Annotated in this window: 16 protein-coding genes; 7 read left to right on the forward strand and 9 right to left on the reverse strand. The window is 62.5% G+C overall.

What is annotated here, in order from left to right:
• Positions 1-71 precede the first annotated feature (71 nt).
• From hisH to ABLE38_RS02480, 5 genes are read left to right on the forward strand one after another with little or no spacing between them, the layout of a single operon-like run.
• Entirely contained in the window at positions 72-701 is a 630-nt protein-coding gene (gene hisH / locus ABLE38_RS02460) for an imidazole glycerol phosphate synthase subunit HisH (RefSeq protein WP_348972579.1), read from the forward strand.
• Entirely contained in the window at positions 695-1,459 is a 765-nt protein-coding gene (locus tag ABLE38_RS02465) for an imidazole glycerol phosphate synthase cyclase subunit (protein ID WP_348972580.1), read from the forward strand. Before hisH ends, ABLE38_RS02465 begins: the two co-directional genes overlap by 7 nt.
• Positions 1,460-1,463: 4 nt before the next feature.
• Positions 1,464-2,228 carry a glycosyltransferase family protein gene (locus ABLE38_RS02470; RefSeq protein WP_348972581.1) on the forward strand — a complete coding sequence of 255 codons (765 nt, stop codon included), beginning with the start codon at positions 1,464-1,466 and terminating at the stop codon, positions 2,226-2,228.
• Entirely contained in the window at positions 2,225-3,526 is a 1,302-nt protein-coding gene (locus ABLE38_RS02475; protein ID WP_348972582.1) for an aminotransferase class III-fold pyridoxal phosphate-dependent enzyme, read from the forward strand. Before ABLE38_RS02470 ends, ABLE38_RS02475 begins: the two co-directional genes overlap by 4 nt.
• A 3-nt stretch (positions 3,527-3,529) precedes the next feature.
• Positions 3,530-4,411: a phytanoyl-CoA dioxygenase family protein gene (locus ABLE38_RS02480; RefSeq protein ID WP_348972583.1), complete on the forward strand. Its 882-nt coding sequence runs from the start codon at positions 3,530-3,532 to the stop codon at positions 4,409-4,411.
• A 21-nt stretch (positions 4,412-4,432) separates the two neighbouring features.
• On the opposite strand, the gene ABLE38_RS02485 is transcribed toward ABLE38_RS02480, so the two are convergent.
• The 8 genes from ABLE38_RS02485 to ABLE38_RS02520 form a co-directional block, all read right to left on the reverse strand.
• Positions 4,433-5,737: a DUF4910 domain-containing protein gene (locus ABLE38_RS02485; protein WP_348972584.1), complete on the reverse strand. Its 1,305-nt coding sequence runs from the start codon at positions 5,735-5,737 to the stop codon at positions 4,433-4,435.
• On the reverse strand, positions 5,734-6,306 hold the full coding sequence (locus ABLE38_RS02490; protein ID WP_348972585.1) for a GNAT family protein: 573 nt from the start codon (positions 6,304-6,306) through the stop codon (positions 5,734-5,736). The genes ABLE38_RS02485 and ABLE38_RS02490 overlap by 4 nt, the downstream gene beginning before the upstream one ends.
• A complete protein-coding gene (locus ABLE38_RS02495; protein WP_348972586.1) occupies positions 6,303-7,340 on the reverse strand; it encodes a hypothetical protein in 1,038 nt (345 codons plus the stop codon). Before ABLE38_RS02495 ends, ABLE38_RS02490 begins: the two co-directional genes overlap by 4 nt.
• A 20-nt stretch (positions 7,341-7,360) precedes the next feature.
• Positions 7,361-8,539 carry an N-acetyl sugar amidotransferase gene (locus ABLE38_RS02500; protein WP_348972587.1) on the reverse strand — a complete coding sequence of 393 codons (1,179 nt, stop codon included), beginning with the start codon at positions 8,537-8,539 and terminating at the stop codon, positions 7,361-7,363.
• A 26-nt stretch (positions 8,540-8,565) separates the two neighbouring features.
• Positions 8,566-9,510, reverse strand: coding sequence for an aldo/keto reductase (locus tag ABLE38_RS02505; RefSeq protein WP_348972588.1), 945 nt, complete (start codon positions 9,508-9,510; stop codon positions 8,566-8,568).
• Positions 9,497-10,672: a UDP-4-amino-4,6-dideoxy-N-acetyl-beta-L-altrosamine transaminase gene (pseC, locus tag ABLE38_RS02510; RefSeq protein WP_348972589.1), complete on the reverse strand. Its 1,176-nt coding sequence runs from the start codon at positions 10,670-10,672 to the stop codon at positions 9,497-9,499. The genes ABLE38_RS02505 and pseC overlap by 14 nt, the downstream gene beginning before the upstream one ends.
• A gap of 2 nt (positions 10,673-10,674) precedes the next feature.
• On the reverse strand, positions 10,675-11,673 hold the full coding sequence (gene pseB / locus ABLE38_RS02515; protein WP_348972590.1) for a UDP-N-acetylglucosamine 4,6-dehydratase (inverting): 999 nt from the start codon (positions 11,671-11,673) through the stop codon (positions 10,675-10,677).
• Positions 11,674-11,790: 117 nt separating this feature from the next.
• Positions 11,791-14,016 (reverse strand): polysaccharide biosynthesis tyrosine autokinase, encoded by a 2,226-nt coding sequence (locus ABLE38_RS02520; RefSeq protein WP_348972591.1) that lies wholly within the window; start codon positions 14,014-14,016, stop codon positions 11,791-11,793.
• A 510-nt stretch (positions 14,017-14,526) separates the two neighbouring features.
• Here ABLE38_RS02520 and ABLE38_RS02525 point away from each other — a divergent pair.
• Together ABLE38_RS02525 and ABLE38_RS02530 are read left to right on the forward strand one after the other, a co-directional pair.
• Complete coding sequence (locus tag ABLE38_RS02525; RefSeq protein ID WP_348972592.1) at positions 14,527-15,942, forward strand: O-antigen ligase family protein; 1,416 nt, start codon at positions 14,527-14,529, stop codon at positions 15,940-15,942.
• A gap of 1 nt (position 15,943) precedes the next feature.
• Positions 15,944-17,185 carry a hypothetical protein gene (locus tag ABLE38_RS02530; RefSeq protein ID WP_348972593.1) on the forward strand — a complete coding sequence of 414 codons (1,242 nt, stop codon included), beginning with the start codon at positions 15,944-15,946 and terminating at the stop codon, positions 17,183-17,185.
• A gap of 41 nt (positions 17,186-17,226) precedes the next feature.
• Here the strand turns inward: ABLE38_RS02530 and ABLE38_RS02535 are convergent, their stop codons facing one another.
• Positions 17,227-18,849 (reverse strand): hypothetical protein, encoded by a 1,623-nt coding sequence (locus ABLE38_RS02535; RefSeq protein ID WP_348972594.1) that lies wholly within the window; start codon positions 18,847-18,849, stop codon positions 17,227-17,229.
• Positions 18,850-18,915: the final 66 nt, after the last annotated feature.

Genomic DNA, 18,915 nt, shown 5'->3' on the forward strand with positions numbered 1-18,915 from the left:
GCAGCACTTGCCTCGCACTGGCAACCCCCTATAGCCAAAACAACGTCGGCAACCGAGCACTTCACACTCAAATGACTTCGGACCCAACCATAGGGATCTTGCGGATGCCGATGGGCAATCTGCGCTCGGCATATAACGCAGTGTATCAGAATGGCTTCGACCCCATCTTCGTCGATGGGAACGGCGATTTCGACGATATCACCCATCTCATCGTCCCCGGCGTCGGCAATTTCAGCGCGGTGATGGGACATCTCGAAAGCAAGGGCGTCGCGGATCGCATCCGCGCTTTCGCGCAGACTGGCCGACCGGTACTAGGGATCTGCGCCGGGATGCAGCTTCTCGCCGAACGCGGGATCGAGGGGGGAGACACCCCCGGGCTCGGCTTGGTGCATGGCCGCGTCGAGCGCCTGCCCGAGGATGGGCAGCTATTGCCCCATGTTGGCTGGAGCACCGTCAAGTTCCGCTTCGCTCATCCCGTGCTCGAGGACGTGAAGCCGGGTCGCGATTTCTACTTCGTGCACAGCTACGGACTGTTCACGGACCATGACGAGGAATTCCTTGGCGAGACCGAATATGGCGTGGCATTCGCCTCTATCGTCGCCCGGGGCAATGTGATCGGCTTCCAGTTCCACCCGGAGAAGAGCCAGGCGAACGGCCTCAAGCTGATCGAGAATTTCTGCCTTTGGGACGGCAAATGCTGAAGAAGCGCATCATCCCCGTTCAGCTGCTACTCGGCGGTCGCCTGGTGAAGACAGTCAAGTTCGGCGAATGGCGCGATGTCGGCGATCCGGTGAAAAGCTCGGGCGTCTACAACTCGCAATATGCCGACGAGCTCGTGTTCCTGAACATCGCGCGCGAGAATCGCTCGATCAACGAACTCCGCTCTGTGATCGAGCGCGTGTCCGAGGTCAGCTTCATGCCGATGGCGATGGGCGGCGGCATCAATTCGGCGGCAGACGCCGCTGAGCTCATCCGGACCGGAGCCGACAAGGTCGTGATTAACAGCGCCGCTTATCGCGACCGCGCGTTGATCAGCGCCACCGCCGACACCTTCGGCGCCCAGGCGGTTATCCTGAGCATCGACGCGCGCTGGGACGAGCAAGCCGCGCGCTACCGGCTCTATTCCGATTGCGGCCGCATGCGTGAAGATGTCACGCTGGAGGATCATGTCGGGCGCTGCATCGAGGCCGGCGCCGGCGAAGTGATGATCCAGTCGATCGATCGCGACGGCACGATGCAGGGTTATGACATCGAGCTGATCCGCCAGACCAAGGCGGTGGCGACCATCCCGGTGATAGCGGCGGGCGGATCGGGCAATTACGACCATTTGAAGGACGTGTTTCTGGAGACGGATGTCAGTGCAGTCGCATGCGGCAGCCTGTTCAACTTCTCGGATTCCAATCCGATCCGCGCCAAGGCTTTCCTGACCAACTACGGTCTCAACTTCAAGGTTGTCTGACCCCATGATCCTTGCCGTCCTTCAGGCCCGAACCTCTTCGTCGCGCTTGCCCGGGAAGGTATTGCTGCCGGTGGCAGGCAGGCCCATGCTCGAACGCCAGATCGAGCGGCTGCTGCGTGCGAAGCTGATCGACAAACTGGTGCTGGCGACAAGTGACCGGCCGGAGGACGCCGCCGTCGCCGAACTCGCCGACCGGCTCGGGATCGAAAGCTATCGCGGGTCGCTCGACGATGTCCTCGATCGATACTATCAGGCCGCCGCCCCCCATGCGCCGCAGCACGTGGTGCGCGTCACCGGCGATTGCCCCCTGGCTGATTGGGAGGTGATCGACCGCACGATCGCGTTCGCGGCCGAAGGCGGATACGACTATGCCTCGAACACGATCAACCCGACTTGGCCCGACGGGCTCGATGTCGAGGTGGCGACCTTCGCCGCAATCGAGACGGCGTGGCGCGAGGCCGTCCGCCCGCTCGAGCGTGAGCATGTGATGCCCTTCATCACCAGCCGGCCCGAACGCTTCAGGCTCGGCTCCTACGAGAACGACCGGGATATGTCCGCACTGCGCTGGACGGTGGACGAGCCGGGGGACTATGCCTTTGCCTGCGCGATCTACGACGCGCTCTATCCCGCCAACCGCGCCTTCACGACCGCCGACATCCTCACCCTGCTGGAGGCACGGCCGGACCTCGCCGACCTCAACACAGGCTTCGCGCGTAACGAGGGCCTGCTGAAATCCGAACAAGCCGAGATCGAAAGCCAGAGCAAATGAAGAACCGTGTCACTCGCGACTACACCGCTTCCGAAGACCTGCTGGCCCGCGCGCTGCGCGTAATTCCCTTGGGCGCGCAGACCTTTTCGAAGAGCCTGACCCAATATCCGCGCGGCGCGGCGCCTTTCTTCGCCACCCATGCCAAGGGATCGCGCACCTGGGACGTCGACGGGAACGAATATATCGACTTCAACAGCGCATTATGTGCGGTAACGCTCGGTCATTGCGACCCGGATATCAACGCCGCCGTCGCCGCGCAGCTCGAAAAGGGCACGATCTTCACCATCTCGAGCGAGATCGAGATCGAAGTCGCCGAGAAGATCATAGAGCTGGTGCCCTGCGCCGAGATGGTTCGCTTCGGCAAGAACGGGTCGGACACCACTTCCGGCGCGATACGCGCAGCGCGCGCATTTACCGGACGCGACCGCGTTGCCGTGTGCGGCTATCACGGCTGGCAGGACTGGTACATCGGCTCGACCGCGCGCAACAAGGGCGTGCCGAACGCGACGCGCGATCTCACCCATCCCTTTCAGTACAACGATCTCGCTTCGCTCCGTGCGGCGCTCGAGACACATCCCGGCGAATTCGCCGCCGTCATCCTCGAACCGATGAACACCACCTGGCCCGCCGAGGGCTTCCTGCAGGGCGTTGTCGATCTGGCGCGCGAGCATGGCGCAATCTCGGTGTTCGACGAGACGATCACCGGCTTCCGCTTTGCCAAGGGCGGCGCGCAGGAGCTGTTCGGCGTCACCCCGGACCTGGCCTGTTTCGGCAAAGGGCTGGCGAACGGCTATCCGCTATCCGCCGTGGTGGGCCGTGCCGATGTTATGGCCGAGTTCGAGCATGTCTTCTTTTCCTTCACCATGGGCGGCGAGATGCTGTCGTTGGCGGCGGCCAAGGCGGCAATGGCGAAGCTGGAACGCGAGAATGTGCCGGCGGCGCTCGAACGCCAGGGCACGCGCCTGCTCGACGGCGTGAAGGCGCTGATCGAGAAACATCGCTGCGCCGATTTCCTGGGCATCGTCGGCCATCCGAGCTGGACCTTCCTGACCATCGCCGAGCTCCCCGATGCCAAGGGTTTCGAGCTCAAGACGCTGTTCCTTCAGGAAGTACTGGCCCGCGGCATCCTGATGGTGGGCACCCACGTCATCTCGTTCGCGCATAGCGATGCCGATATCGACGCGCTCCTCGCGGTCTATGACGAGGTCTTCCCGATCTTGCGCGACGCCCGCGCCGACGGCAACGCAGTGGAGCAATTGCGTTGCGAGCCACTCCAGCCGCTCTTCAAGGTCCGCTGAATCATGGCGAAACTCGACTATATCGTGAACCCGTTCTGGGGCTTCCACGGCATCCGGCACATGGCGCTGCTGCGCTTGCGCGACCCGGGCAAGCGGGCGGCCGTGGGCCGTTTCCTGGCGCGGATGAAGCCGGCCAAGATCGAGGCTGGCCAGGAAGCGCTCCAGCAGGCAGGCGAGCTGCAGCGCGACGGCTTCGTGATGCTGCCCGGGGCCTATTCGACCGAACTGCTAACCGGGGTCCGCGACAAGCTCCTCGCCCGTGAATGCTTCGATCCCTATCACCCCGAACGCGGTACATTCGCGCTCGATGATGCGCCGGCCGAGGCGAACGTCGTCAACGTCCTCGAGCCCGAAACCATCCCGGAGGTGATCCAGATCGCCAACGATCCAGCCGTGCTGCAGGTCGTGTCCGAATATCTGGGCTGCCGGCCGCTGATCAACGACCTGGAGGCATGGTGGTCGCTTCCCGACCGCCCTGCGCCCCGCGAGGCGCAGAACTTCCACCGCGACAACGACGCGATCCGCTTCGTGAAGCTGTTCATATACCTGACCGATGTTGGCGATGCCGATGGCCCGCACATGTTCGTCAAGGGCAGCCATCGCTCCCAGAAGCTGCTGGCAGAAGGCGTCCGGTTGACCGACGCGGAAGTGGAAGCCGCGCACGACGCCGACGAGATCATGCGCTTTACCGGCCCCTTCGGGACGACCTTCCTGGAAGATACCTTCGGCATTCACAAGGGCGAGCTGCCTAAGGCAAACCGCCGCCTGATCCTCCAGGTGCGCTACACGCTCATCCCGTCCTGCTTCGTCAAGAAGGGCACGTTGAAGGCCGATCCGACCGGCTACGATCCCTATGTGAACCATTGGATCAAGGCGCGCGGGTAACCCTCCCGCGCGACGATCCGCCTAGTCTACGAAGCTGATCGCGCCGGTGTCTCGGAACTTGGTGAAATAATCCAGCACCTTGTCGAACGGGAGCTTGTGCCGCTCGGCGATCTCCAGCAATCCGATCTGGCCGTCGAGATCGCGGAACATGTCGATCATCAGATAGTGCCAGTCATATTGCGCTCCCCGGCCCGGACTGTCGCGCTCCGCCGGATTGTAATATCGCTGATACAGGTCGTAGCGCGGGTGGCTGAGCCCGAGGAGGCCCTCGAAATGGCGCTGCAGACGGTGATTATGGTCGAGCGACTGGCATAGCCGCTCCAGGATGGTCACCGTCTCCTCCAGCCGCGCATGGGGCATGATCTCGGGTACGTCGCGGCTCGTGTGATACTCTGGGAAGGGATAGCGCGTGAGAGAGATCGTCGGGATTTCATAGCCCGGCGCCTCGAAGATCGTCTCGTCATTGCCATAGACGCGGCGGAACGGCCCCTCGACGAACTCGCCCTGTACCGAGCGCAGCGCATTGCGCCCCGCCAGATCGATCTCCGTATCCCCCGGATAGCTCAACTGAAGTTTCATCGGCGCGTCATTGCCAACCGACTTGAGCATCACGCCATATTTGAGCTTGGCCACCCGATCCTTGGGGAGCGAATCGAGCCAGAAGAACGAGCCGAACAGTTCGGGCGAGACCAGTAGCGTGTAGGTCAATTTGCGATCGCTGCGCTTTGCCAGCCGCTTGAACAACTCGATACCGCAGGCAACGCCGGAGAGATCATCGTTCGCCTGCCCGGGGTGGCAACTGTGCGCGTGGAAGAATACTTCCTGGTCGCTCGAACCGGGCAGCGTAAATTCGAGCGCGCGCAGATGGCCCGGCTGCTCGACCGCTTCGATGATCACCTCATAGTCGCCCTCCTCCAGCGCATCGAACAGCACCTTGGGCACCGAGAAGCCCCATTCGCGCTCGAGCGGACGGAAGAAATGCGTGCAGTGAAAGACCAGGTCCTCGGGCCACTCGTTCGAATAGACGAGATGCTCCTTCAGCTCTTCGAGCTGCACCGTCTTGTGCACCGAAGGCGAGTAGCCGGCAACGCCGAGCGGATGCGCCCGGCCGTCATAGATCAGCTTGCCGTCCTTGCGGATCTCGGCCTTGCCATAGTGCCAGCTATTGGGGATTCCCCAGCCATTCTTCTCGGTACCGCTGGCGAAGGAGCGCACCTCGAACGGCAGCTCCTCCTGCAGCCGCGCGACCAGCCGGTCTCCATCGGGAGAGACCGGCGCCATGTCCCACATGTAGACGTCTTCGATGACCTTGCGGATCGTGCTCAAGCGGGGACTTCCTTGGGGTTGATCTTGCCGAGGCAGACGCCGTCCTGGAACTTGCCGTCGGAGAGCCAATGGTTGCGGAGGATGCCTTCGCGGGCATAGCCGCACTTCTCGAACGCGCGCGACGAGCCTTCATTGTCGGCATAGGCGCCGGCAGTGCACCGGTGCAGTCCGACCTGATCGAACGCAAAAGCGGTCAGGATGCTGATCGCTTCGCTCGCAAAGCCTTTCCCCCAGCTGGCACGATCGCCGATCAGCAGGCCGATATCGGCATAGCCGTGATGGGGATTGATCGGCCCCAGTTTGATGTTGCCGATATGCCGGCCACCATCCTTGAGGAAGATGCCGGTGAAGAGATTGTACGGGTCTTCCGCCATCGCCGCGACGAAGCCGTGCAGGCTCTCCATCGTGTGCTCGTAGAAGCGCGATTCGAGATAGCGGTTGATCTCGGCCGAATTCATCCACTGGAGATATTCCGCGGACACATCTCCGGCGTTCAGGCGGCGCAGATAGATGCGTTCACCTTCGATATGCGGGTCGCGCGTCGCATCGAGGTTGAGCTTGAGCGTCATGGTAGCGTCCTCTCCACTACGGGTCCCGACGCGCTGTAGACGATCTCGGAAGCGAGCGCTTCGTCGAGCACGGCGGCGGGCGTGACAAATCGGCTGCCGATCGCGATCGCGGCGGTAAGGTCCGCGCCATCCTCGTCGAAAACCTGAGCCACCCGCACCGCACCATCGGCAAGCGCGATCCATACGCCGCGCGCGTCGTTGCGGAATACCAGTCCCTTGGCGAACGGATGAAAGCTGCCTTCCTCGCGGCGCGCGCCCTTCAGGAACACGCGGCGCTGGCGCCAATAGGTGGAAGCACCGAGATACGGATCGCCAAAGGCGCCGATGAAGCGATCGACCTCGCTTGCGGTGCACGACCAGTCGATCCAGCCGTGAACCTTGGTGTAGAGGAACGGGAAGTAGCTCGCATTAGCCTCGTCGAGCGTACGCTGCTCGAAATGCTCGCCGCGCTCGACCTGGTCGAGAAACGCAGCGACGAACGCCCGCTCCTGCGCCACCGCGGTAGCAAAATAGTCCTGCGGCGTGCGCGCAGTGTCAGGCTGGCTGTAACTGCCGCTTCTGATCAGCGGGCCACGGTGGAAGGTTTCTTCTCCACCGAGCACCACTTGGAGATTGCAGGTGCCGCGGCGGTCGTCGTTGAGGATCTGCCAAGTGTAGTGCGCTCCGCCCCGATATTCGGGCAGCGCTATCCCCATGAAGTCCAGCAGCCGGCCGGCAAACCGCGCGGAGAAATCGGGGGTGAAGCTCCAAGCGGCGCCGAACGCAATTCCCAGCGTACGCGCGCCGGCAAAGGCCAGCGCGACGGGATCCGCGTTGATCTCCTCGCTCGAATGCCAGGCGGTGCCGGTGCGCGCGAGCACCTGTTCGAGCGTCTCTCCTTCAGGATTGACGATATCGGCCAGGTGCCGCGGACTGGTGAACAGCTTCACTTCCCAGGGTCGCCGCGCGAGCTCGGGGAGCAGCGCGGCGACGATCCACGATCCGCCGAACAGCGCGAGCCGCTCGACCGGTCCGAAATGCATTTCGTCGCTCATACCCGGCCCCCTGCGCGCACTCAGCTCTTCTTCGCGTCGGCAGAATCCTCGCGATACCAGCGATCGAAGTCCCAGGTCTTCGGGGCCCATTCATTCTTCTGGAAATCGGGCTTGTTCGGCGGAACCACCGTATTGCCGACGATCTCGTTGAACTCGGATTCGGACAGGCCGACATAGTCCAGGAATAGCTCGAGCGAGGGCGGCTTGCGCCCTTCGAACTGGTCGACCAGCTCCTGCCCATGCTCCTTCGTGATGCGGCCATTGCGCAGATCGAGCGCGACCATCTGGCTCACGCGGCTATATCCGCGCTTCAGATATTTGATGTAGTCGCGCATGCCCTGCATGTAGCATTCGATCTTCTCGTAGGGATATTCCTCCCACGGCATGCCTTCGACCTGGTCGCCCTTCCAGCCGAGCTCCTCCTGAATGATGCCAACGTTCTTCTTGACGTCCCAAGGGATGTAGGAGCCAAGGCACACCGAATTGTAGCGCAGCTTCTTGAGGTCACGCAGATTGGGATAGGTGTAGGGCAGCAGATCGCGCGGCTCGACCGGGAAGTCGTCCTTGATCATGCCGTACATGTCCTCAGCGGTGATGCCGAGGTTCACGAAACGATTGAAGCGGGTCTCGTCAACCTGCTCGATCTCGTCATCGGCATAATCGTAATATTGCGTGTATTCCGAAGACGGCTCGCCCCAGAACACCAGCGGCACGTTGAACTTCACCGCGATGTGCATCGGGTAGGAGAAGATGCCCGTGTGGCAATGCCAGCAGAAATCGCCCTTGCGACGCAGCGCTTCGAGCATCAGCCGCTTGGCCAGCTTCCAGTTCGGAGTGAAGCTGATGACATCGCAGCCCAGCTTCTTGAAGGTGCGGATGTTGTTCTCTTCGAGCGTGTCCCGCATGAAGCCATGATCGAAACGCACGACGAGCGGCTTCAGCTTGTACTCGTTGATCAGGTACCACAGCGTGTACGTCGAATCCTTGCCACCCGAGAATGGCACGATGCAGTCGTAATCATGCTTGCCGCGGTGCTGTTCGACCAGCGCATCGAGCTGCAGCTTGCGCGCCGCCCAGTCGATCTTCTCGTCGCGAACGACCTTGTTGCGGCAGACGTTGCACGTCCCCTTCGTGTCGAATTCGATCGTCTCATAGGTTTCGGGCAGCAGGCAGGCGCCGCATTTCTTGAGCTCGTTCACGTCAATCCTTTCAATGCAGCCTGGCTCTAGACGAGCTCCGCCCATCTCGACGGATCGAGATGACGCGGATCCAGCGCCACGCTGCTGACAAAGTCGGCCGGTTGATACGCTCCCTGCCCAGATTGGGTGGCAGAAACAATATCTTCAAGTTCGGGCGCTGAAGTGACCCCCACGATGAAGCGGTCGATCCTGGTCTCCGCGAGCGCCAGCCGAAGCACACCCTGGATCGGCGTGAGCCCTTGCCCGCTCGCCCAGCTACGCATCTCGGCGACCGCATCACGCAGCACGCCGAAGCGCGGCTCGATCAGATCGGGCGATTGCAGCAACAGACCCTGCAGGAACAGCGAGCGCGCATGGACTTCGACCCCGACGGCGGCGAGCCGGTCGAGCTGACCGCCATCGATCAACCGCCGGTCGAGCGGGTTGAAGGGGACTTGGACGATCTCGATCGGATAGCGGTCGAGCGCGGCGTCGATCTGGCGGCCATGATAGACCGAAACGCCGATCTTGCTCGCGAGCCCCGAACTGCGCACTCGCTCCATCGCACGCCAAAGCGCATCGCCATGCGGCCCCAGCAGATCCTCCACCTCGTGGAAGAGCAACGCATCTACCGAGGGTCGACGCAGCCGATCGAGCGACATGGTAAGGGTCGCATCCAGAACATCAACGGCTTCCCCGGAGGAGGCTGCCGCCGAGAATTTCGGGGTCTTGGTGACGACACGAAAAGCGTCAGCGACCCGCGTGCTGCCGATCACCGCTTCCGAATCGCCATAGAGATGGGCGGTGTCGAGCGTATCGATCCCCGCTTCGGCCGCGGTCAGGCAGATCTGCTCGACTTTATCCTGCGCCGGCCGTCCCGCGCGATTGGTTATGCCGTAATCGAGTCCGAACTGTACGGTGCCGAGTCCGATCCGAGACGCGGAGGACCGCGCCTCGGGCAGGCTACTGTCAGGCAAGTCAGCAGGTTTCACCGGCGACTTCTCCAATCGCGGCGACCACGCGATCCTGCTCGTCATCGGTCATCGCAGCGAACATCGGGATCGAAAGCGCGCCATTGTAGAAGCGCTCCGCGGCTGGAAACATACCGCGCTCGAACCCCAGCTGCTGGTAGTAGGGCTGGTGATGGATGGGGATATAGTGGACCTGCACCCCGATGCCGCGCGCGCGCAGCCCGTCGAACCAGGCGCGGCGGAGCGCCCCGTCATTCGCCGGGTCGAGCTGGATCACGTAGAGATGCCAAGCCGACACCGCTCCCGTGCCGCGCACGAGCGGCGGGCGAGTCAGCGGGGCCGAGGCGAGCAATTCGTCATAGCGGTTCGCGATCTCGTTGCGGCGCTCGATGAAGGGCACCAGCCGCTTCATCTGGCTCACGCCCAGGATCGCTTGCATGTCCGTGATCCGGTAATTCAGGCCGAGGCTGTGCTGCTCATAGTACCAGCCGCCCGCGTCGGGCTCGACCAATCGCGCGCGATCCTTGGTGATCCCGTGCGAGCGGAAATCCTGGAGCCGGGTCGCCAGCTCCGGATCCCGGGTCATCGCCATGCCGCCCTCGGCGGTGGTGACTATCTTGACGGGGTGGAAACTGAACACCGCGATGTCGCACCAGCGGCAGCTGCCCACCGCCTCGCCACCCTCGCCGCTTCCGCCGATCGCGTGGCTGGCATCTTCGATGATCTTGATGCCATAGCGCGAACACAAGGCATGGACGCGCGCCTGATCGTGCGCGCGGCCGGTGTACAGCACGGGGATCAGCACCTTGGGCAGCGTGCCCGAGCGCTCGGCGTCGATCAGCTTGGCCTCCAGCGCGGCGGGATCGATGTTGCCCGTATCCGGCTCGACATCGACGAAATCGATCGTAGCGCCGCAATACAGCGCGCAATTCGAAGACGCGACGAAGCTGATCGGCACCGTCCACGCGATATCGCCGGGGCCGACCCCCAGCGCGAGGCAGGCGATGTGCAGCGCCGACGTCGCGCTGTTCACCGCGACGGCATAGGGCGCATCGCAGGCGGCCATGACGGCCTGCTCGAAAGCAGGGATGGCCGGCCCCTGCGTCAGCCAATCGGACTTGAGCGTCGCGACGACCGCCGCAACGTCTTCGTCGGAAATGTCCTGCCGGCCATAGGGGATCATCGTCAGATCTTCCCGATCTTGCCGGCGTTGTCGCGCACCCAGGTCCGAAGGGCGTCCGGGCTCATCCATTCAGGGTTGTTGTCGCTGGTATAGCTGAAGCCCTCGGGCACCTTCTTGCCGTCCTTGATGCGGCTTTCGCTCTCGCCCCAATTGTTGATCGCGGGAAGAATCTTGAAATGCTCGGGATATTCGTAGGTGAAGTACGAATCTTCCTCGCTGATCATCTGCTCGTGCAGCTTCTCGCCGGGGCGGATGCCCACCACTTCGTGGCGCGCCTCGGGCGCCAGCGTCGTAGCGACGTCGGTGACCTTCATCGACGGGATCTTCTTAACGTAGATCTCGCCACCTTCCATATCGTCGAAGGCGTGCCAGACGAGTTCGACGCCCTGCTCGAGCGAGATCATGAAACGGGTCATGCGCTCGTCGGTGATCGGCAGCACGCCCTTGTCGCGGATCGACATGAAGAACGGGATCACCGAACCGCGCGAGCCCATCACATTGCCATAGCGGACGACGCCGAACCGCGTCCCTTCGCCCCCCGCATAGGAATTGCCGGCAATGAAGAGCTTGTCGGAAACCAACTTGGTGGCGCCGTACAGATTAGCCGGGCTGCTCGCCTTGTCGGTCGAGAGCGCGACGACGCGCTTCACGCCCTTGTCGATGCAAGCGTCGACAAGGTTCATCGCGCCGGTGACATTGGTCTTCACGCACTCGAACGGATTATATTCCGCCGTCGGCACGATCTTGGTGGCCGCCGCGTGGACGACATAGTCCACGCCATCGAGCGCACGGTACAGGCGCTCCTTGTCGCGGACGTCGCCGATGAAGAAGCGGACGCGCTCGTCGTCCTTGAACAGCTTGGCCATTTCCCATTGCTTCATCTCATCGCGGGAAAAGATGATGATCCGCTTCGGGTTATATTTGGCCAAGGTCATCGGCACGAAAGTGTGCCCAAAGGAGCCCGTGCCCCCGGTAACCAGAATATTCGAATTTTCCTTCATGGGGAAAACAAGCCCTCGAATAGTGCAACAGTTCTTACGGGAGACCTGCCGTATCTACGGTGGCCTGCCACGGCGTGAAGATATCCGTGATTGATATCCAGGCTGGCGGCTAGCCGGTCATTTTTCGGAATCGGAGCCGGAACCGTAGCCATAGCCGTAACCATAGCCATAGCCATAGCCTGCCTGCCGGCGCTGCAGCTTGGTCAGCACGACACCAAAGACATGCGCATGGACGGCGTGCAGGCGCGCCAGCGAAGCCTTGATGCCCCGGATTGCCACGCCATCGGCCTCCACCACGAACACGCCGCCCTCCACGGCACGAACGAGCAGGGGCGCATCTGCCAGACCCAGAATGGGCGGCGAGTCGATCACGACGTGGTCGAAATGCTCGGTCAACTGATTGACCAGCAGGATCATGCGATCGCTGCTCAGCAACTCCGCGGCGCTCGGCGGGGTCGGGCCCGACGGCATCAAGCTCAGACCCTTCACGCCAGTCGGCTGCACGAACTGCTGCCAGTTGTTGTCGCCTGCCAGGAAATTGCTGAGGCCGACAGTGTTGGGCAGGTTCGCAAACGCGTGCATCGACGGCGCGCGCATGTCCGCATCGACCAGCAGGACGCGCTTGCCGGTACGCCCCAAGATGGTGGCGAGTGCGAAGCTCGTGGTGCTCTTTCCTTCTGCCGGGCGAGTGCTGGTCACCATCAGCGAACGCGGCACGCCGTGATCGGAAGAGAATGCCAGGTTCGACCTTATGCTGAGATAGGCTTCGGATAGCGCCGATTTCGCATCCTGGAGCTGCTTGAGCGTATCTTCGCCTTCGACGTCCGGCACGCTGCCCAGCAGCGGCACCTGCAATATGCGATTGACCTGCGTGGGATCTCGAAGCCCTTCGTCGATCTGATCGAGCGCGAAGGTGGCGACCGCCGCGAGACCGAAGCCTGCAACGAGCGCGAGCGCGAGATTGATGATCAGGCTCGGAGCGGACGGGTGATCCGAAACACGCGCCGTATCGACCACTGCGATGTTGTTTGCGCCGATACCGGCGACGCCGATCTCCTTGTAGCGCTGCAGCAGGCCATCATAGAGTTCGCGGTTGGTATCCGCCTCACGCTGGTAGATGTTGTACTGGATGCTGTCCTGCTGCTGGCGGTTGAGCCCGGACTTCAGCCCGTCGACGCGCTGCCGGAGCTCCGCCTCGCGCTGCACGGCCGCCCCATATTCCGCCGATCGGCTGTTGAGGACACGCCCTTCTTCGCGGGCGATGCTCGTATCGAGGACCTTGAGCTGCTCGGCCAGTTCCTTCGCGGCGGGATAACCTGGCTCGAACCGAACCATCATCTTGGAATATTCCGCCGCGACTTCCGCACGCTTCTGCCGCAGCTGGTTGATTGCCGCGTTGTTGAGCGCCTCCGTGTTCGCGCCGCCATTTCGCTGGTCGGCGCGGCTCTCTGCCGCGATCCGATCGGCGGTAGCCGCTGCCAGCGCCGCATTCAGCGCTTCGAGGTCGCTCGATACCAGCGTCCGCTCGACTTCCGTACGGCCCTCGGCGCTCTTGCTCTTGCCCAGCGCGACAATGCCCTTGGCCGACGCATAATTGACGAGGTCGCGTTCCGAGGTCTCTAGCTTAACGCGGAGATCGGCCAGGCGCCCCTCAAGGAATTTCCGCGCATCGGCAGTGGAAGCGAAGCGCCGGTCCATGCTCTGGAGGATGAACTGCTGCGCCCAGGCGTTGGCGATGTCGGCCGACAGGGTCGGCGAGCCGCTCGTATATTTGATGTCGACCAGCGAAGATCCGCGGATCGGCAGGATCGAAACATGGTCGAGCAAGAGGTTTACAGCCATTTTCTCGCGCTTCTGGCTTTCGCCAGCGCTAAGCGCTTGCCCGGCCTTGCTCGAAAAAAGGCCCTCGTCCAGATTGACGCCGTGCGCCTTGAAGAAGTCACCGTTGGTGCCGAGATGAAGGCCCCGCGCGACGCGCTCTGCCAGAGACCTGGCTTGGAGCAACGAATATTGCGTCTGATAGAATTCGAGATCGCGATCGGCTGCGGAGGATTCGAGACCCTCGACATTGGTTACCTTCTTCTGATCGCGACTGATTTCGATCCGAGCCGTCGCGGAATATTGCGGCGCAGCAAGCAGCGTCGCCAGAAGACCTATCGCCAGGGCAGCAACGATGATCCCCGCGATAATCCACTTCCACCGCAGCACAACCTGCCAATACTGCAACAGCAGCGGCGGTGCGAAAGACGCCCGCTCCTCAAACTGCCCCTCGGTTCCTGCAGACCCAAACGGCACGGCAGCCGATCCAGGCGACGTTGATTGCAACATACGATCCTTGTCCACGACCCAGTGCTCGGCCGCCAGTTAATCCTCTGGGCACGAAGCTAGTCCCGCATGTCGGCCCGCCCGCCCGGCAGCTAGCTTAAAGCCATACCCAGCGCCACCCCCTTTGTATTCGCCGAAACTTTCCCGCAACCAGCCCAGGACATGCGCTCCGGCTTCATCAGATTATAAATACGGCCGGAAAACAATGTTGTAGCAACATGGCACCGGCGAGCCATCGGCGCGAGCGCGACGCATTAGATCGCCCCGCCGCGTCCTTCCGCAACAGCACACTGGACCACGACAACCCCGCGTCGGGCGACGATCGGCTTGAGGCGGAGGCTTGCAAAAAAGAGTCGCCCGAGATAGCCCGAGCCTCCGAAGTAGAGGAAAACCGATCCTCTTCCCGCGCGACGAGTGCCTGAAGAACCGTTTGTCTATCTACTCTATCCCAGCACCTTGCGAACCGGATGCGCGCGGCCCTGCAAATGCCGCAGCAACAACATTGCAATAATTATTTTGGGCCAAGCTATGAAGGCGATGTCGAAGTACGGGACCAGGCCCAGCGCGATATTCTGGGTTACCCTGTCTTTCCTTTTAGTTGTCTCTTTCACTGGCGGCGCCTCGCGTTTCGACGAGCAGTCCCTTATCGTCCTGAGGCCATTGTCGATTTTGGCATGCGCCTTCGCCATGCTTACCTTTCGACCGGAGGACCTGACTGGCCGCACCTGGCTGTTCATGGGATTTGGCGCGATGTTCGCCTTGTCCCTCCTCCATCTCGTGCAGCTGCCGCCTTTCCTTTGGCGGAGCCTGCCCGGCCGCCAGGAACTGGCGCAGATTGATGCTCTTTCCGGGCTCGGCGCGCTCTGGCGCCCGCTCACGCTCACGCCAATGAACGGCTGGCACGCCCTGAGCGCGCTCTTCGCGCCACTCGCGGTCCTGCTCCTCGGAATCCGGTTGAAGCGCGAAGACCTCTATCGCTTCCTGCCTTTCGTAGTCCTGCTCGGCGCGCTCTCCGGTTTGTTCGGCTTGCTGCAGGTGGTCGGTAGCCCGACGGGCCCGCTTTACCTGTACAGGGTCACCAATAACGGAAGCGCCGTCGGCCTGTTCTCCAATCGCAACCATGCCGCACTATTCCTCGCAATCATGTTTCCGCTCCTGGCGGCATGGGCGTCGCTGGGCGATCACGGCATGATGAGCCGCAAAGCCCGCTTGTTCGCCGCTGTCACGATGGGCTTGATCCTGCTCCCGTTGATCATGGTCACGGGCTCGCGATCCGGGCTCATCCTGTTGCTGATCGGCCTGATCGCCTCCCTGCTTATCTATGGCATCACCCCGCCGGCCGGCATCGCCAAGCGATCGGGATTGCGGCTCTACGGCGTATTGGCGGCGAGTGGGCTCGCGGTGGCGCTGCTCGGGTTGCTGACCTTGCATTTCTCCAGGGCCGAGGCAGTCAGGCGTCTGTTCGACGCTTCCACAACGGGCGATGACCGACTGGATTTCTGGCGCGTAAGCCTTGAAATGCTGTGGAAATATTTCCCGTTCGGATCGGGTTCGGGCTCATTTGCCGAGGCTTACCAGATCGTCGAGCCAAGCTATCTGCTCAATCAATATTATCTCAACCACGCGCATAATGACTTCATCGAGGTCGCCGTCACGTTCGGCCTTCCGGGGATCATCCTCGTCGCCGCCGCGGCCTTTTTTTACGTCCGGCGGACGATACATCTATGGTTTTACAGAGACGCCAGATCCCGGTCCGTGAAAATCGCGCGAACTGCCAGTGTTGCGATATTCATGATCGCGGTCGCCAGCCTGTTCGATTATCCATTGCGGACCCCGATGCTGGCGTGCGTCTTCGCGCTGTTGAGCCTTTGGTTCGCCGAAGCGGGGCGAAAGGCGAAAGCGGAAGCTGCCCCTCCCAGCACAACGATCAAGACCGAGGCTTGATATGGCGAAGCGCACAAAGCGGTACGACATCCGTGCCACCCTCATGCGAATTGGCATCGCCCGCCTCGTCGGCGCCTCGGCCGCCGGGCTGATCGGGGCTTGGCTGGCCCTGGCACTCGCCGTCTCCGGTGTCGCGCGCACCCAAGATCCGGCGTCTGCCCTAAAGTTCATGCCGAATGAGAGCCTGGCCTTGGCCGGCCGCGCCGAGCAATTGCTCCTCGCCGCTCCCGAGGATCCGCCAAAGGAAGCGCAGACCCTCGCGTTGGCCGCACTGCGCCAGCAGTCGCTGAACCCGAAGGCGCTGCACGTGCTCGGCTATTACATCGCTGCGAAGGGCGACGAGAAGACTGCCAACACCTACATCCGCGCCGCGGCGAGCCAGTCGCGCCGGGACATCCTCGCCCAGTTCTGGATGATCGAGGATTCGGTGAAAAAGGGCAACGTCGAGGATGCGCTAGTCCACTACGATATCGCCCTGCGGACGAAGCCTAACACCAACGTAAAGCTGTTCCCGATCCTGCTCGGCGCGCTCGACGATCCCAATATCCGGGCGGCCCTGAGCCCATATATCCGCAACGACCGGAGCTGGGCTCCGGCCTTCCTGGTTCACGCGGACGCAAACAGCAGCAATTTGCCCGCACTCGTCGATCTCGTTCTCGAGTCCGGAGGGCTCGGCGATCCGGAGGCAGCCCACAGCCAGAATCTCGAGCTCCTTCAGCGCCTGGTCAACGAGAAGTATTTCGCTGAAGCGCGGCGGCTATATTCGCGCATGCCTGGCGCCACCGTTGCACAGCTGGCCCAAGTCGGCTTCGCCCCGTCAGACCGCAATGGTCAGTTCGGCGCGATCGGCTGGCAGGTTAAGAGTGAATCGGATTCCGGCGCCAGCTTCATGGTGGGGGACGACAAGCGAACGATATTGTCGATCTTCGCCAACGCCGGGACCACGGCGACCGTCGCAACCAAGATCCTGTATGTCCGCCCCGGCAGCTATGATTTTGCGGCGCGGCTTTCGAAGCTCGACGGAGGCGAAGGCAGTACCGTTCGCTGGCAACTGCGCTGCCCGGCATTCCCGGGCAATCAGCCCGTCTGGTCACTCGACAGCGCCAATACCTCCCCCGGGGCCATCCTGACCGTGCCTGCCGGTTGCCCCGTCCAGTTCCTCGACATCATCGCTTCCGGGGGGAGCGGGCAAGATGGGCTGGAGACGACCATCCTCGACCTCTTCCTGCACCCACGAGGCTGACGCGCCTGCGCGGTCCAGCGTAGCGGGAAAAGGTCGATCCCCTATAGATACTCGATACCGACAACGCCCTTGATCACCTCCGGCGCGCCAGCGAACTTCAGCATCAGCGGCGTGCCGGACGGAATCTGGAAACCCATTTCCAGACCGATATCGCCCTCGGCGAACCGATCGGCGCCCGCCCGGAGGGTAGCCTGGCCGTAGCTGGTCGTGTCGGCCTGGTCGCGCAGCTCGACCGTCAGGGCATGCCCCGCCGCCTGGAAACGCCGGATGACGATGCGCATCAACATCGTGTGATCGGGCAACGGAATCAGCGCCACGCTCGTTCCACCCTGAGGCAGGCTCCCGCTCGGGCCACGCACATACATGTATTTGGGATGCACGGTGGCGGGAGCGGCCAGGCTGCAAAGGCGCTGTTCAACGACCGCCTCGACGCCCGCCCCGCTGTTGTCCGGAGTGATGGTAACGCTGTGCTGGTCGTGCGTATTGACGCGTGCTCGCACATCCTCCTCGTACGTGATCGACTTGGTATTATCCAACCGGATGTTGGCGGAGTGGGTGGCGGTCACGCCGTCCACAACGCCGACGATGCGGCCGCCCCTGGCCTTGCAATTTTCAAAGGTCAGCGAGCAATGCGCCCAAGCGCGCGCATAGATCACTGCGGAAGGAATCGCGCCGCGATGCAGAATGGTGCAGTCGCGGAAGGTGGTGGTCGGCTGATTTGTACCAGACACGTAATGGGCGTCGATCCGGTCCACGAACGGGACATGCGCTCCGCCTTCGTCTTCCAGTTCTATCCGCACACCGTCGAACGCGATCATATGCGCTGGACGCTGGACGCTTCCCGCGACCTCGAGCTGATAAAAGACCAGCCTGCCGAGGAAGATCATGGACCCGCCCGTCCATTTAACGAAGGTTCCCCGCTTCAACCAGAAAGCGGAAGCGAGCCTGACATCGCGCTTCGTGGAAAGCTCGCCATTTTCCCAATTGCAGTTGACGAAGTTCCAGTTCACCGCCTGCTCGTTATTGTTGTCGAGAAGGTAATAGCATTGTGAGAACTGGCATTTGTCGAAGTAGAACTCGCTGGCCATCCATGAGCCGGTCACCACGAAACAGCGATAGAAGGCGGCGAACTCGCAACGCTCGAATTTCCAGGATCGCAGCGGATTGCCGGTCTGACTGATGGTGAACGCGGCCTGGTTCGCATCGACGCCCTGCGAAGATCGGAACGCCAGATCCCGAAAAGTAACGGCCCGGCCGCCCGAACATCTTATGGTGGCAGTGCTGCCGTCAAAAATGATCTCGGTTCCCGCCCCCGCCCCCGAGATCGTGAGGCCGACCACACCCGCAGCCGGTGCGAGGTCGAGGGGGCCGGTGATGCGATAGCGCCCGGGGGGCAGCTTTATCTCGCCCGCAACCGCGCGGCCGATCCCGTCATTCTGCCCGGTCCGGGATGCGATCGCCGCGCGCAGGATGGCCGCCAGATCGTCGGCAACGCCATCCGCGACCGCGCCATAGTCCTGGACTCTCACATGATCATCGATCCTGCGCAGTGCGCCCGCGGGAGCCATCGGTGCCGACTGCGAAGCGGGAAGCGCTTCGCCCGCGCGCGGCGAGGCGGAAGCTGCGGACGATCGTCCCACGCCCAAACCCAGCCACGCCGTCATGCTGCCCCATAGCAGCGACCGGCGGGATACATCGGTTCGGTCCTGACTCATCCTGCTACGCTCCGA

Origin of the sequence: Sphingomonas sp. KR3-1, assembly GCF_040049295.1 — a bacterium.
In the GTDB taxonomy this organism is placed as follows: domain Bacteria; phylum Pseudomonadota; class Alphaproteobacteria; order Sphingomonadales; family Sphingomonadaceae; genus Sphingomonas.

Coding starts and splice junctions, on each gene's coding strand:
- pseC (WP_348972589.1), bottom strand. CDS start 10,672: ATGATCCCCTATGGCCGGCAGGACATTTCCGACGAAGACGTTGCGGCG.
- hisH (WP_348972579.1), top strand. CDS start 72: ATGACTTCGGACCCAACCATAGGGATCTTGCGGATGCCGATGGGCAAT.
- ABLE38_RS02525 (WP_348972592.1), top strand. CDS start 14,527: ATGAAGGCGATGTCGAAGTACGGGACCAGGCCCAGCGCGATATTCTGG.
- pseB (WP_348972590.1), bottom strand. CDS start 11,673: ATGAAGGAAAATTCGAATATTCTGGTTACCGGGGGCACGGGCTCCTTT.
- ABLE38_RS02465 (WP_348972580.1), top strand. CDS start 695: ATGCTGAAGAAGCGCATCATCCCCGTTCAGCTGCTACTCGGCGGTCGC.
- ABLE38_RS02480 (WP_348972583.1), top strand. CDS start 3,530: ATGGCGAAACTCGACTATATCGTGAACCCGTTCTGGGGCTTCCACGGC.
- ABLE38_RS02475 (WP_348972582.1), top strand. CDS start 2,225: ATGAAGAACCGTGTCACTCGCGACTACACCGCTTCCGAAGACCTGCTG.
- ABLE38_RS02470 (WP_348972581.1), top strand. CDS start 1,464: ATGATCCTTGCCGTCCTTCAGGCCCGAACCTCTTCGTCGCGCTTGCCC.
- ABLE38_RS02495 (WP_348972586.1), bottom strand. CDS start 7,340: ATGAGCGACGAAATGCATTTCGGACCGGTCGAGCGGCTCGCGCTGTTC.
- ABLE38_RS02535 (WP_348972594.1), bottom strand. CDS start 18,849: ATGACGGCGTGGCTGGGTTTGGGCGTGGGACGATCGTCCGCAGCTTCC.
- ABLE38_RS02490 (WP_348972585.1), bottom strand. CDS start 6,306: ATGACGCTCAAGCTCAACCTCGATGCGACGCGCGACCCGCATATCGAA.
- ABLE38_RS02530 (WP_348972593.1), top strand. CDS start 15,944: ATGGCGAAGCGCACAAAGCGGTACGACATCCGTGCCACCCTCATGCGA.